Here is a 14,298-nt window from a genome sequence, read left to right as displayed (position 1 = left end):
TCTTCCCATGAAAGCTCTACTTGCCCTGATAGGAGGAATACTCCTGAGTCAAACTTCACTGGCCAAGCCACCTCACATCATCCTGATCATGGCGGATGATGTCAGCTGGGAGTGTTTTGGGACCTATGGAGCTCAGGACTATAAAACCCCCGAGCTGGATCAACTGGCCAAGCAGGGCATGCAATTTTCCCACTGCTACTCCACCCCCATCTGCACCACTTCACGAGTGATGCTGATGACCGGACAGTATAATTTCAGAAACTACACCCACTTCGGCTACCTCAACCCGAAGGATAAAACGTTTGGTAACCTTCTCCATGATGCAGGATACAAAACTGCTGTCGCCGGCAAATGGCAGCTGAACGGACTCTATAACAAACTTCCAGGTCACGATGACGCCCAACGCCCCCAAAAAACAGGCTTCGATGCTTGGTGCTTGTGGCAACTGACTAAAACGGCCGAAGCTGGCGAACGGTTTTGGAGCCCTGCCATTGAGCAAAATGGCTCCCTCCTCCCAGATGAAAAAACCCAAGGTAAATATGGCCCCGACCTGATGAGCGACTTCCTCTGCGACTTCTTCGAGCAAAATCATAAGCAAAACCCAGTCTTCCTCTACTACCCCATGGTGCTGGTCCACTCCCCTTTTGTCGCTACGCCCGACAGTCTTGCCCCCAATGAAAAAGGATCTGACAAACACCCGAAAGATTCAAAACTACAGAAGAAAAACTTCGTCGCCATGGTCAACTACATGGACAAAATCGTGGGCAAGATTGTTAAAAAAGTCGATGCTCTCGGCGAACTGGAAAACACCATCATCCTCTTCACCGCCGACAACGGCACCCACGTTTCGATTACCTCGCGATGGAACGATCAAATGATCCGAGGAGGCAAGGGTGGCATGAAAGACATGGGCACCCATGTACCACTCATCGCCTATTGGAAGGGCAAAACTCCCACTGGCAAGGTAAGCGATGACCTCATTGACTTCACCGATTTCTATCCGACCCTCGCCGCCGCTGCTGGACTAAAGTTAGATCAAACTGACCCCATCGACGGCCAAAGTTTCCTCCCTCAACTACAGGGAGAAACAGGAGCACCTCGTTCATCCGTCTTCTGCCACTATCAACCGTATTGGAACAAAAAACCGGGCCAGTTCGTTCGCACTCAGCAATACAAACTCTATCGCGATGGGCGTTTTTACAATGTTCCGAATGACCTCAAGGAAACTAAAAACCTCGCAGAAAGCAAACTGACACCCTCAGCCCAGAAAGCGCACTCTCAGCTGGAAGGTCTCATCAACAAAGCCCCCGCTGCGCCCGCCACAAAGGCAGGACGAAACACGAAGGACAGGCCTGTCTTCCCTGACTGGCCAAAGATTTCTAACTAATATCACCCTACTCTGTTAGGCAGATATTCAGTGTGCATTAAGAAACGGATAATCCGTTAATCCCTCTTTGCCATCTCCATAGAAGGTTGAGGGATTGGGTTCGTTAAGCTCGGCTTCCATGGCCAAGCGTTTTACCAGATCCGGATTCGCGATGAAGAGCTTGCCCCAAGAAATGGCATCGGCTTCTCCTGACTCGATCATGTTCTCCCCCTCCTCAAAGCTGAGGTCTTGATTGGCAATAAAGGGGCCGCCAAACTCGGCTTTCAGCATCGGGCCCAGACGTGGCTCCTCTTTTCCTTCTCTTGCAAAAATGAAGGCAATGTTCCGGCGTTTCATCTCGCGTGCAACGTATCCGAATGTCGTGGCAGGATCTGAGTCCCCCATATCGTGAGCATCACAGCGAGGTGCGATGTGTAACCCAACGCGGTCAGAGCCCCAGACCGAGATCGCGGCATCAACGGCCTCTAACATCAGACGGGCACGATTTTCGATAGCCCCTCCATATTCATCATCACGCTGATTGGTGCTGGTCTGTAAAAACTGATCTAACAAATAGCCGTTCGCCCCGTGTAATTCAACACCGTCAAAACCCGCCTTCTTGGCATTTTCAGCGCCTTTGCGATAAGCCTCGATCACCTCGGGGATCTCATCGAGTTCCAAGGGCCTTGGTGTTTCGAAAGATTTTTCAGGCCTGACCAAACTGACATGCCCAGCTGCCGCGATAGCACTTGGTGCCACTGGGAGCTTGCCATCAAGATAGACAGGATCTGAAATTCTCCCTACATGCCATAGCTGAAGGATAATCCTACCACCGGCGGCATGAACAGCATTCGTAACCAGCTTCCATCCCTCCACTTGCTCATCGGACCAAATGCCAGGTGTGTTAGGATATCCCACGCCCATCGGGCAGACCGAAGTGGCCTCGGATATAATCAGACCCGCCGATGCGCGCTGCGCATAATACTCGGCCATGAGTTCATTTGGCACTCGGCCCTCGCTAGCCCGACAACGAGTGAGAGGTGCCATGATCATGCGGTTAGGAAGCTGCCATGCACCTATCTGAATCGGTTCTAATAAAATCGATGAAGTCATATCTGTGACGTCACCTTAAGCGTGATCGCTCCGTCTTCCAGCGAATAGATCAGATCGCCCAAGAAATCAGCTTCCTCCTCACGGTGTGTGATGTGTAAGGTAGTTAGATTTTCCTCTTCGGTCACTTTTTTGAGCAAGTGCATGATGGCATCGTGCGTCTTATTATCTAATCCTGTTAGAGCTTCATCGAGACAAAGCAGCTTGGGTTTCCCCGCAATCGCTCGACCAATCGCGACCCTTTGTGCCTCCCCTCCTGAGAGCCCCTTTGGTTTACGGTCGAGTAGCTCAGTTAGCTGTAATGAATCCGCTAGGGTAGTGACGCGTTTGGCGGTTTTTGATTTACGCCACCCTTGAAGCGAAGGACCAAAGGCGAGGTGTTCGCGTACAGTGAGATGGGGAAACAACACGGTATCCTGAGGCACTAGACCGATGTCTCGTGTGCTTGGACGCAGCGCGCTGATCTCCACTTCGTCGATGACGATCGAGCCAGCATCCACAGACCGCAAACCACAGATGGCTTCCATCAAAGTCGTTTTCCCCACTCCGCTACGGCCCATGAGCACCGCACATTCCCCGTCGGGGATAGCCAAAGATATCCCAGCCAAGGTAAACTCACCGGCGCTGACATGAAGCTGGTTGATTGCGAGGGACATTGTTAGAAGAAGTTAGATTCTGAGCGGGTAAAGTAGCGTATCAATGAAATCAAACTGATCGCCAAGGCAATCATGATCAGCGAGACGGCAGCCGCCCCTCCGATGTTACCCAGGTTAATCTCCAAAAAGACGGAAGTGGACAATACCTCTGTTCGTCCCCGCGTGGCACCAGCAAAAACGAGGATTGGTCCGAACTCACCCAGTGCCCGGGCCCAAGCGAGGACTCCTGCGGCCACCACTCCCTGCCCTGCCTGCGGCAAAGCCACTCGCCAGAATGCTTGCGATCGATTGCAACCCAGAGTCATGGCGACATCCTCACAGCGTGGATCGATTTGCTCGAAGGTGTTTTTCATCATCCGCACCGCGAAGGCCGTCGCCACAGAAAACTGCGCCAGCACGACGGCCGCCACGCTATAAGTCACACTCATACCGTGATCATTCAGCCAGCCTTCTATTGGGCCAGCTCCCAGCAAATCCACCTTGTTGAACAAAATCAGCAAACTCAGCCCCACAACCAAAGGCGGCAGAACAATCGGAATATCCATGATGGCGTCCATGACACTACGACCACGAAACTTAAACCGGGCCAGCAGATAGCCAGTAGGAACGGCACAGAGAATGGAAAGCAAGGCCGTGGTAGTGCAGGACAGCAAGGTCAGCTTGATCGACGATTGAATCGCCGGTTGCCGCCACGTTTGCACCAGAGTATCCCAGCTCACCACGCTGACATTTGCCAGCACCATGGCTAGGATCAGACCCACATAAAGCCACGCAATGATTCCCAAACCGCAGAAAAACGGTAGGTCTCCTGAAAGCCGACGTGTGGCATGGGGTTTAGTTTCCATCTTTATTGTCAGTCCTAGGAGGCGAGGTGTAGTGGTGGCGGGTGAAGATACGGCGACCTGCTTCCTCCGCCGTTAGATAGTCTACAAAGTCTCTAGCTTCATGGCTGGCAGCCCGGTTCAGCACGCCGACGCGAACTTGGCGAGGATTGGCATCGAACAGCGGGATCCGAACTATTTCCACCTCTGGCGACTGCAGGGCTACGGCATCCCAAGCGATGCCCACATCCACTGAACCTGTCGCAACCGCTGTCACCACTCCATTCACGGTCGGTTGGGTCACAATGACGTAGGGTTCGATTCCCTTCCAAAGGCCCGCCTTCAGCAAAACGTCGCGAGTGAACTTGCCGACTGCTGCTGAAGGTTCCGCCACGCAGAGCCGCACATTTTCCAATGCGATATCAGACAAAGATTTGATCCGTTTGGGATTTCCCTTAGGCACCACAATCACGGCCCGGAGTTCCGCGAGTGCAGCGGTTTCACTGACCAGCCCCTGTGAGACTGCGTTTTCGATGTAAGAGTCATCCGCAGGGATAAACAGATCACCGCCAGTTGTTTTCAGCTGTGATTCCAAAACGCCTGAACCAGCAAAGTTGAGTATCACACGGGTGTGATGCTCGCGCTCGTATGATCTGGCAATTTCGGTCAGAGGCAATTGTAGACCCGCAGCACAATGGACCAGCAGTTCGCGCCGCCCCTCATCGCTGGATCCGTGCCGACTTAATAAAATCATGAGCACTGCAAGGGCAGCGAACATGGCTACGATGATGACAAGTGGTCTCTTCACGCTTTAACAATTTCCAGCCCCTTGGGAGTGAGGCGTGGCCATCATCTTGAGATCCTCGTCTATTGCAAGTTCGGTATCTGTATGTGGCATTTAGTCGGCAAGATTTTCTACTCGCGGGTATTTCGCACACCGCTAGTATATCGGCATCATGCTGCGAATTTTCATCGTTCTCCTCGGTCTCTGTTGCTCGATTTATGCCGAGCAAAATACGACCAAGAAAAAATCCATCACCTACCAGGAGAAACCCTACGCCCTGAGTCTCTCCGCTCAACTCACTGGCTTCGAGACGCTTGCTCCGCGCTTTGATGAGATGGCTTCGATCTACTTCGATGTCTGGCCGAAATTGATCACAATGTTAGGTGCCCCCGCTGAGCACACCCATCGCGATGTGGTCATTCGTTTTGAGAAAAAAATGGATCATCCGGCACACGCGTCAGGCAATGTCATCACCATCTCTGCTGAACATCTCGAACGTGATCCAGCCGATACGAAAGGGGTTTTTGTGCACGAATTGACTCATGTGATCCAGCGGTATCCCGTCGGCCAACCCAGCTGGTTTATCGAAGGTGCCGCCGACTACACACGGTTCAAACTCCACACGACCGATCGATGGGCGAAGTGGAACCGGACTCATGTCGACCATAGCAAGCCATTCGGCCACTACTGGCACTCTGCCGCTTTTCTGCTCTATCTGGATGAGACTTATCAAAAACCGGTCATGCAGACGGTTTCGAAAGCCTTGAGATCTAACAAATACCAAGAAACCATCTGGAAAGAAATCACCGGCAAGACTCTGGAACAGCTTGCTGCGGATTATAAAAGCTCTGGATGGAAACCCGCAGCCGAGTGACCGGTCAGGGCTTTTGGGCCGATGGTTCGGCAGAGGGCAGAAGCAAGTTATTTGCCACAGCATCTGCGAAGGATCCGGGAGCTCCGCGATATGCGATCACACCATTTTTATCCAATACCAGGCAATACGGCCATGAGGCCAGACGGTAGTCTTTGGCTATCTTCTGCTCAGGATCCGAGAAGTTCTTCCACGTCACAATACGATCTGCTTCCAGTGCGCGCAGGTTGACCAAGGTATCGCGATTGACGCCGACCACGGCAAAAGGTTTGCCCGCTTTGCTTTCCACACTCTTACGCAGTGTCTCTAAAACTCGCGCTGCCTCGAGATCCCAGCTCGACCAGAACACCAGCATGACCACCTTTCCTCTGAAATCCTTAAGGTTCATAGGACGATTGGCTGAGTCCAGCCCAACGATATTCGGGGCCTCTCTGCCCTTGGTGAGATGGCTGATCTTATACAGTTCGTCGCGCGCTACATCAGCTACAGTGACCGGGCCAACCTTGACGTCGGCACTCTTGATAATTGCCTCTTTCAGATTGGTCATGCGCTGACGCATGATACCACCATCATCTCCTAAGTCCCCTAACATTATGGAAAGTGCCAGAGCAGCTTGCCCCTGCACTTTCTCATCCGGATTGGTTTTCTTGATCATTTCCAAGAGCTTCATACCGCGCGATCTCAGCGGCACATCGCCAGGCCTTGGGACTTCACCACCGGCGTCTAAATTGATCATGGCGATGCAAAACGCACCGACTTCCGGGCTCTTGACGTGATGTTTTTCAACGGCATTGAGCAGTGCTCGCTGGGACTCTGCTTTTAGCGCCGCATCGTTTTCTAACAACCATGCTCCGTATTTCAGACTCCAGTCGTTGGCGAGGTCCTTACGCAACAGGTTTTTAAGCTTCGTGGCATAGATGCCGGCATCGGGGCGCTTTTTAGTCACCAAGTCCAATGTGCGCGGATCCTTGGCGAGACGCATCTCAGCCATCCACTGCTGATAGACACCGTTGTATTCATCGACAATCGCCTGAGCCTCGGCATCCGTGGCTGCATGGAGCGGAGCCTGGCATGTGGCCAAGGCGAAAACCAATCCTGCCAGGAATCGTTTCAGGTGCGTGGTTGAAATCATGGGCGCAAGGTAACAAAATAAAACCTCGGATCAAGGGCAAGCTGAGCGGTGTGCCTAGGCAAACCTGCTAACGAGCATCCATCACGGCCTGCAACTCTTTCTGGAAAGCCAGTATGTCAGCTTCAGTAGGGCGATAACCTTCCGTGTCAGGATCGACGCCGAGCCTGCCCATCTCATCGACATACCAAGTGCCACCTTGGGAATCGGCAAAGGTGACCCGACCACTGGCCATGACGCCTGGGCGGGCGATTCCATCAACGGTGACACGGACTTTTCCGCTACCTTGGGGCGTAGGAGGTAGAATTTCCAAATCGTCCTCGGTCAGTTCATCCAAGGTGGGATCGACTGGATTAGCAGCCGCTTCCTCGGCCTCCTTCGCTTTCTCCTCCTCGGCGAGGTTACGAATTTCTATTCCCAGATCCAGCACCAGAAACCGGGTGTCCATGTAGGTGAGACGGAATTCCATCTCGTCCTCCATGCGTTTCTGGATATCAGCAAGCTGGGCTCCTTCTTCGGCCCATCCCTTGATGGCTGCGACCTGGTCTTCGGTAAGTTTTTTAGCATCAAACATCGTGTTGCCCCCATTTAACGGAGGGGCGCGCACGATGCAAGCATAGGCCGAGCTGATCAGTCACTAATTCAAGCCACTCTACTACTCGGAAGAAATGATTCCCCCATTCACCTGGATCCCTCGGTCGACGGTGAGTTGGACAGGATCTCCCAGACGAATGGTGTGGAACCCGGTCAGCGGTCATCAATTTTTGATTGGGGTTTTCTCATAAAGAACCTATATCCACAACGTGCACGGACACTCTCAAACCTTTCCCGTTTCCCCGCCGCGAGCTTGGGCCGAGGTCAATCTCAGCCACTTGCGCCAGAACTATGCTGTCTCGCGCGAAAAGGGGGACATCATGGCCGTGCTCAAGGCGGGGGCTTATGGCCACGGAATTGCCAATATCGCCTCGGCTCTGGAGCAATTGCCCGCTGCCGAGGCTCCTGTTTTTCTTGGAGTAGCCAGCGTGATTGAAGCGCGAAGGCTCGCGGAAGCGGGTATCAAAACGCGTATCTACCTGCTCGGGCCTACCTTTCCCTCAGAGCGTGAAGAAATCGTCGCCCGTCGCTGGACTCCTTGTATTTCGAGTCTGGCAGAAGCCAGAGATTTCAATCGACTGGTCCGAGAAAATAACGCAGAGCCGCTACCCGTGCACATCACCGTGGATACCGGCATGGGCCGTGGTGGATTTCTGCCTGACGCCCTCTTGGAAAAAATCGGTGAGCTTGAAGACTTTGAACATCTCTACTTCGAGGGCATTGGCTCCCACCTGCCTTCCGCTGATGAAGATGAAGAATTTACCAGAACACAATTTGAGGTATTCGAAGTTCTGTTGGATAAACTCGACTACGATCGTTTCAAATTCAGGCATTTGGCCAATAGCGCCGGATTATTAGGGTATCAGAGTGCATCAACCAATCTCTACCGTCCGGGCCTGATGTTATACGGCATCTCGCCACTGCCCCAATTTCAAGACAAACTCACTCCGGTGCTGACTCTCAAGTCACGGGTTTCGCTAGTGCGCGAGCTACCTGCTGGTCACGGGATTTCGTATGGTCGACAGACAATTTTGGAAAAAGACACGTTGGTGGCCACCGTGGGAATTGGATATGGCGATGGCTACCCGCGCGAAATTTCAGGAAACGGAGCCTCGGTTTTCATTCGTGGCAAGCGATGCCCATTGTTAGGCCGCGTGACGATGGACCAGATCATGATCGACGTTTCGGAACTGCCTGATTGCGAAAGCGGCGACGAGGTGGAGCTTTTCGGCGAGAACATTCTCGTCAGCGAAGTGGCTGAGCGAGCGGGCACCATTTCCTGGGCTGTGCTCACCGGTATCACACCCAGAGTGACCCGGATCTATTTATAAATCCCCGCAGAGCTTCACGGATGTGACATGTGCCAGCTGACATCTGTCTCACCGATTAAAGGAACTCGCTAATCACCATTTGCATCCTTGCATACAATGCCTCATAGTGCCCTCCCCGATGCCCGACGAAGAATTTTCAGACTCCCCAGAGGAGTCCCCCTCTAAAAAACCACGCTCGCAGCGCCGCAAGATCATTTTGTTGATCGGGCTGCTAGTGGTCTGTTATCTCGTCAATGGACCTTGCGCCCGCTGGCTGGTTCACTATGGCCTGAACAAGGCGCTAGAGGCACAAGGCATGACCGGGAGCTCAGAGGTCACCGGCACCTTATCGGGGGGCTTCACGATCCAAGATCTCTCATACACTGGAGATCAAGGCATCCAATCTCTGAAAGTCAGCGAGGCCTCGGCGCACTACAAATTCTCCGAGCTGTTCAGTTCGAAAGTGAGGGGTGTCGATCTCAAGCAGAGTGTCGTCGTCATCGATCTCGATAAATTTCCGCCCTCACAAGAAGAGGAAAAATCCACTGATACAAAAATCAAGGACACGCTGCAGACTCTCCACCCGTGGATCAGCCAGCCATCCATCACTATCACCGACCTGGATATCAGCATTTTAAAGTCCGGAGTTCAGCAGGCCCACTTCAATTTAAAATCATTTGTTCACGAGGCGGAATCCAATGCATTCGACATGCACGGCTTCGTAGCCACCGATCGCGAAGGCCGGACGACACCAGAGCAGGATGTTCATCTGGTATGGAAACCGGAAGCCGCCAGTATCGACCGCTTTGAGGTCCTTCCGGATATAGCAGTGGAAAAAGTGGCAATCGATTGGACCTCCGACTTCAAGGGCCAAGGCGACCTCAAATTTCTCGCCGCCACACTTAACGTGCGCGTGGAGGAAAATGTATCTGCTAAGCTCTCTGACGGGACGATCAATTCGAAGGAACTCGTCGAACGCTTCGATCTCGAACTACCAGCCGATTTCTCCATCTCAGAACTCGACGCAACGGTCAGCGAGTGGTTGAAACCATTGCCCGAATGGAAAATCCAAGCCCACACCCGTCTCGCATCTGCCACCTACCAAGACTATCAGCTCGAAAACACAACTCTCGAACTGACGCAGGACAAGCAAGCCTACCAGCTAGCGGTAAACGGAACTCTCAACACCAATGCTCTCTCCATCAAAGCCGATGGCCGGTGGCTTTCACCTGAGTCAGAAACTTGGTGGGGCCATACCCAAGCGAGCTATGAAGTCGATGTTCCCAAACTCGGCACACTCATTCAATTAATCGACGATCTGCCAGAGGGGATCGAACTGAAAAACACCGCCGTCGATGCCAAGGGGAACATCGAGGTCAAAGAAAACGAAGTCACACAGGCTGACCTCGAAGGACAAATTACCAAAGTCGCTGCTGATGGAGTGACCTTGCCTGAACTCGACCTAACAGCGAACTATCTGAGCAACGGGAAAAGCACCGCTAAATTAGAGGCCAAAAGAAATGGCGCCATCGTCCTGCAACTCGATGCCGACTACGGCATTGATAACAAAGACTACCAAGGCAAGCTCAGTGTTACCGAGGGAGATCCGGCCTGGATCAATGCGCTCGCACGTATCTTCAAAGCAGAGGTCAAACTCGAAGGACCTGTCGCGTTGACTTGGGAAGGAAAAGGAAATGCCACTGAATTTAACAATCCCGAGATCCCACAGTCAGGCACATTAAAACTCGAGAAACTGAATCTCATCCTACCTGACACCCCTGCCCTGAACATCACGGCTGAGGCGAATTACAATTGGCCGGAATCGGTGACGCTGACATCCCTCCAAGTTAAAGAAAAAGACTGGAACGGCAGTGCCTCTCTCAGATGGGATGGCGAGATTGTAGATATCGGCAAGGTTAAACTCACACGCGGTGGGGAACAAGTCGCCACGCTCAACGGCAAACTCCCCTTCCAAGCAGAAATCGACAGCGCTAAAAAGTTTTTCAACCAGAATGACGAATGGAATCTCGCCGTGAAAACGCAGCCCATCGCGCTGAAGAAAATTCAAGAGTGGTTCAAAGTTGACCTGCTCAATAAGATGACAGGAACCACCGATCTCGATGTCCAGCTCAGTGGCACACCTAACAACCCTCAAATCAAAGGCAGTGCCCGCGCGAGTGACGTCAAAGGCGTGGACGATGGTAACTTACTTCCCTTACACCTCTCTTTCGATTTCTACTCTGAAAACAAAAAGCTCAATATCAGCGGGAAACTGCTAGAAGGAGACGTCGACCGGTTTCTCCTAACAGGCACAGTTCCCTTCACTCCGTCGGACTGGATCAATGATCCCGATTTTATTGATAACTTTATCAGCAATGCGCCTCTATCGGCAGAAGTTAAAATCAACACTCTCAAGCTCGGACGGTTCAAGAATTTCATTCCCCAGCTAGAACAGCTCACTGGCACGTTGAACGGTAAGGCTACGCTAAAAGGCACTATTGAAAACCCGGAATACCTGGTCGATCTGGATGCGGATGTGCCACTCATCAAGCTCAAGAAAGATGGCATCGGTGACATCAAAAACGTCAAACTCAACACCAAGTTCGATCAAAACCAAAAAGCGACGACAAAGCTGACAGCTCTGGTGAATGGAGGGAAGTTTGAAGCTGGTGGCACTGTTGATCTGAGGGACTATAAAAAGCCAGTCTTCGATCTCTATCTTCGCACACAATTCGCGCTGATTCACCGCGATGACATGGTATCGGTCCGGGCAAATTCCGACATCCAATTAAAGGGTAATATGGAAAACGCCACGATCAGCGGCACCGTCGGCATTGCCGAATCGCTCTTCTATAAAGACATCGAGCTAATCCCCATCGGGGTCCCTTCCTCAGAAGTGGCCAAGGTCAAGATGCCAGCCCTTTCCAAGAAAAAGTCTAACGACACGCTGCCGATCCCAGAGCCTTACGCCAATTGGAAGCTTAACCTAACAGTACGCACGGACGACCCGGTTCTTATCCGCGGAAATGTGGCAGCTGGAAATCTGAGCGGATCGATCAAGGTAGGCGGCACACTGGAAAAACCAGCTCCATCAGGCACCATTCTAGTCAATGAAGTGAAGGCCAAGTTGCCATTCAGTATTTTGGAAATCAAACGCGGCGAAATTGTGTTCGACCCAAAGAATGGTCTCAATCCGACATTGAACATTCGGGGGAAATCCACCATTGGCTCGTATGACGTCAGTGTTTTCGTCTATGGCTCAGCGAACTCTCCGAAGACAGCATTCACCTCCTACCCGCCACTTCCTGAGAGCGAGGTGATGGCATTGTTAGCCACCGGCACCACCACCAGCGGCCTGGAAAACCAGAGCGTCGCCACCTTCAAGGCATTCCAAGTTTTCCTGCTCAAACTACAACAGCGTAATGATAAGCCGGGTGGGAACAAATTATTCAAACTCCTGCTTTCCGGCATCGATGACCTTAACCTAAACGTTGGCGAAACCGATCCTTTCACTGGCAGAAAATTCTCCTCCGCTACCGTCGAACTTCACCGCCGCTGGCACTTCACCGCCCAGGTGGATGACACCCAACAGACGCGTGGGCTGGTCGTTTACGTTATCCGATTTAAATAGATGCATCTTCCGAAACCATGGCTGCTGTTAGCCTTGACCGCGCCACTTTCATTCCTACCCGGAATGAAAGTCAGTGGTGCTGAGATCCGCATCAATGGCATCCCTCTGGATAAACGCGAGGAACTCGTGGCCAAAGTGCGCCCAAGACTGGACTTTATCAAGCAACGGGAGGCTTCCAGCTGGCGTGCGGACGACGCCGCATTTTTCTTCAAGCGTCTGCTGATCCGCGCCGGACATGCGGATGCGGAGGTCGACTGGAAACTACCGGGAGGCAACGTCATCGAGATCAATGCCCGGCCTGGAGTCCGCTACAAATACGGAGAGATAAAAGCCAATCGCATGGGGCCGTTGACCGGAGAGCAACTACGGCAGTATTTCCTACAGCCGCTGATAGAAACTGAATTAGTGGCGGCAGACAAAGCTCCGTTCATTGAAGAATACAGTCTGAAGGGGGCCTCCAATGTGCAGAATTTTCTGAAGTCACAAGGTTACTGGCAGGCTAGTGTATCGGTCGCCAATGAAAAATACGATCGCGTCAGCAAGCAGGTCAACATCCAGCTCAACCTATCAGCGAGGGCTAAATTCAAACTGGCGCGCCCCTCATTCAATGGCATGCCAGCCGAAGACCTCGCCGAAATCCTCCCGGATGTGCAACCGTTTATTGGTGAAACGGCGGACAGTGGCAATATGACCAAGATCAACTCCATCGTGGAAAATTACTACCGCGAGAAGGGTTATCATTTTGCTCAAATCTTTGTGGATGCCAAACATGTTGGGGGCGTCACCACGCTCATTTTTGAGATTAACCGAGGGATACGATACACGGTGGATGACATCGTGGTGCGCGGGAATAAATACACCAAGACCAAACGTATCCGCCGATACTTTGATGGACTCAAAGACATCCACTTTGACAGGAACGCAGCGGATAAAGCGCTGAGTAATCTGTTAGCATCCGGTGCCTTCCGCAGTGCCACCCTCAGCCCGGTGCCAGTGCCAGGCGGCATGTTAGACCTTCAGATTGATGTTACAGAAGCAGAGGCCAAAGCATTGAAAAGCTACATCGGGCTCGGTTCCTTCGAAGGCGGCATCCTGGGGATGTCATACACAGACCTGAACCTGAGAGGAAACCTCCTCAAGCTCAACGCGCGCGGAGAATACAGCGGCCGCGGTTTCCTAGGCGAGCTCAGTATTACCGAGCCTCATTTCGCGGGAGAACCCATTCAGCTGACATTGCGCGGATTCCTGCTGCAACGACTCTATGACGGCTATGACAAATCCGAGGCAGGTGTCGAAGCCAGCTTGTTGGCAAAGTATCACGATCATTACAGCAGCCGCCTCTTCTTGGGAACTTCAAGTGTCGGAACATCCACCAGTTCACTGACCGAGCAAGAGTTAGGACCTGATGGCTATCTGAACACACGCCTCGGATTTGAACAAACTGTCGATTTCAGAGACGATCCCCTCCTGCCTAGCTCGGGTTTCTACGCAAGGGGAATTCTTGAGTTCGGCAGCATCACCGGTGGAGAGTCCACCACATACTTGAAAACCGTTTTTGATGGTTCCTATCGCTTTGTGTTAGGGGAGAAGAATTTCTTTGTCACCCGCTTCAGCACCGGTGCGATCAAGCCCGCTGATGTGGAGAAGCTTCCCATCGATCTCCGGCTCTTCAGCGGTGGTTCAGATTCCGTGCGTAGCTTTGAACAACGCCAACTTGGCCCCCGCTCGCTCTCTGACGATCCTCTTGGTGGCCAGGCCTACTGGAATGCCAGTCTCGAATACATCCGTCCGATCAAGGATCCTATCAAAGGCGTACTGTTCTTTGATATGGGTCAGGTATACAGCGACGTGGGCGACTGGGGAAGCTTCAGTGACCCTAGCTACGCCATCGGTGCCGGTATCCGAGTTGACCTCCCCATCGGTGCTGTTCGCTTAGAGTATGGACATAACTTGAACCAAAGAGAGGGAGAGCCCAATGGCACCTTCCACTTCACCATTGGCACCAGTTTCTAACATATTGGAAGAC

The 14,298-nt window shown here is 52.4% G+C and carries 11 protein-coding genes; 5 read left to right on the top strand and 6 right to left on the bottom strand.

Annotated elements, in window-relative coordinates:
* The first annotated feature begins 7 nt into the window (after positions 1-7).
* Complete coding sequence (locus ACSPJT_RS17815; protein WP_435893914.1) at positions 8-1,387, top strand: sulfatase-like hydrolase/transferase; 1,380 nt, start codon at positions 8-10, stop codon at positions 1,385-1,387.
* A gap of 27 nt (positions 1,388-1,414) precedes the next feature.
* Here ACSPJT_RS17815 and ACSPJT_RS17810 read toward each other — a convergent pair whose 3' ends face one another.
* The 4 genes from ACSPJT_RS17810 to modA are packed head-to-tail and all read right to left on the bottom strand — an operon-like array spanning position 1,415 to position 4,761.
* On the bottom strand, positions 1,415-2,479 hold the full coding sequence (locus ACSPJT_RS17810; protein ID WP_435893913.1) for an alkene reductase: 1,065 nt from the start codon (positions 2,477-2,479) through the stop codon (positions 1,415-1,417).
* The gene (locus tag ACSPJT_RS17805) at positions 2,476-3,132 is read right to left on the bottom strand and encodes an ATP-binding cassette domain-containing protein (protein ID WP_435893912.1); all 657 of its coding nucleotides are present in this window, start codon (positions 3,130-3,132) and stop codon (positions 2,476-2,478) included. The genes ACSPJT_RS17810 and ACSPJT_RS17805 overlap by 4 nt, the downstream gene beginning before the upstream one ends.
* A gap of 2 nt (positions 3,133-3,134) precedes the next feature.
* Positions 3,135-3,977: an ABC transporter permease gene (locus ACSPJT_RS17800; protein ID WP_435893911.1), complete on the bottom strand. Its 843-nt coding sequence runs from the start codon at positions 3,975-3,977 to the stop codon at positions 3,135-3,137.
* On the bottom strand, positions 3,967-4,761 hold the full coding sequence (gene modA / locus ACSPJT_RS17795; protein ID WP_435893910.1) for a molybdate ABC transporter substrate-binding protein: 795 nt from the start codon (positions 4,759-4,761) through the stop codon (positions 3,967-3,969). The genes ACSPJT_RS17800 and modA overlap by 11 nt, the downstream gene beginning before the upstream one ends.
* A 148-nt stretch (positions 4,762-4,909) precedes the next feature.
* On the opposite strand from modA, the gene ACSPJT_RS17790 reads away from it, so the two are divergent.
* Entirely contained in the window at positions 4,910-5,611 is a 702-nt protein-coding gene (locus ACSPJT_RS17790; protein ID WP_435893909.1) for a basic secretory protein-like protein, read from the top strand.
* A 4-nt stretch (positions 5,612-5,615) separates the two neighbouring features.
* Here ACSPJT_RS17790 and ACSPJT_RS17785 read toward each other — a convergent pair whose 3' ends face one another.
* Both ACSPJT_RS17785 and ACSPJT_RS17780 read right to left on the bottom strand, forming a co-directional pair.
* On the bottom strand, positions 5,616-6,740 hold the full coding sequence (locus tag ACSPJT_RS17785; RefSeq protein ID WP_435893908.1) for a peroxiredoxin family protein: 1,125 nt from the start codon (positions 6,738-6,740) through the stop codon (positions 5,616-5,618).
* A 67-nt stretch (positions 6,741-6,807) separates the two neighbouring features.
* The gene (locus ACSPJT_RS17780; RefSeq protein WP_435893907.1) at positions 6,808-7,344 is read right to left on the bottom strand and encodes a hypothetical protein; all 537 of its coding nucleotides are present in this window, start codon (positions 7,342-7,344) and stop codon (positions 6,808-6,810) included.
* Positions 7,345-7,540: 196 nt separating this feature from the next.
* Here ACSPJT_RS17780 and alr point away from each other — a divergent pair, with 196 nt between their 5' ends.
* The 3 genes from alr (at position 7,541) to ACSPJT_RS17765 (ending at position 14,285) form a co-directional block, all read left to right on the top strand.
* A complete protein-coding gene (gene alr, locus ACSPJT_RS17775; RefSeq protein WP_435893906.1) occupies positions 7,541-8,662 on the top strand; it encodes an alanine racemase in 1,122 nt (373 codons plus the stop codon).
* 118 nt (positions 8,663-8,780) lie between these two features.
* Complete coding sequence (locus ACSPJT_RS17770) at positions 8,781-12,272, top strand: translocation/assembly module TamB domain-containing protein (protein ID WP_435893905.1); 3,492 nt, start codon at positions 8,781-8,783, stop codon at positions 12,270-12,272.
* Positions 12,273-14,285 (top strand): BamA/OMP85 family outer membrane protein, encoded by a 2,013-nt coding sequence (locus tag ACSPJT_RS17765; protein ID WP_435893904.1) that lies wholly within the window; start codon positions 12,273-12,275, stop codon positions 14,283-14,285.
* Positions 14,286-14,298 lie beyond the last annotated feature (13 nt).

This window comes from Oceaniferula spumae (genome assembly GCF_042849255.1).
In the GTDB taxonomy this organism is placed as follows: Bacteria; Verrucomicrobiota; Verrucomicrobiia; order Verrucomicrobiales; family Akkermansiaceae; genus Oceaniferula; species Oceaniferula spumae.
This window is presented reverse-complemented; position numbering and strand designations above follow the sequence as displayed.

Coding starts and splice junctions, on each gene's coding strand:
- ACSPJT_RS17785 (WP_435893908.1), bottom strand. CDS start 6,740: ATGATTTCAACCACGCACCTGAAACGATTCCTGGCAGGATTGGTTTTC.
- ACSPJT_RS17805 (WP_435893912.1), bottom strand. CDS start 3,132: ATGTCCCTCGCAATCAACCAGCTTCATGTCAGCGCCGGTGAGTTTACC.
- ACSPJT_RS17770 (WP_435893905.1), top strand. CDS start 8,781: ATGCCCGACGAAGAATTTTCAGACTCCCCAGAGGAGTCCCCCTCTAAA.
- ACSPJT_RS17765 (WP_435893904.1), top strand. CDS start 12,273: ATGCATCTTCCGAAACCATGGCTGCTGTTAGCCTTGACCGCGCCACTT.
- ACSPJT_RS17800 (WP_435893911.1), bottom strand. CDS start 3,977: ATGGAAACTAAACCCCATGCCACACGTCGGCTTTCAGGAGACCTACCG.
- ACSPJT_RS17810 (WP_435893913.1), bottom strand. CDS start 2,479: ATGACTTCATCGATTTTATTAGAACCGATTCAGATAGGTGCATGGCAG.
- ACSPJT_RS17790 (WP_435893909.1), top strand. CDS start 4,910: ATGCTGCGAATTTTCATCGTTCTCCTCGGTCTCTGTTGCTCGATTTAT.
- ACSPJT_RS17815 (WP_435893914.1), top strand. CDS start 8: ATGAAAGCTCTACTTGCCCTGATAGGAGGAATACTCCTGAGTCAAACT.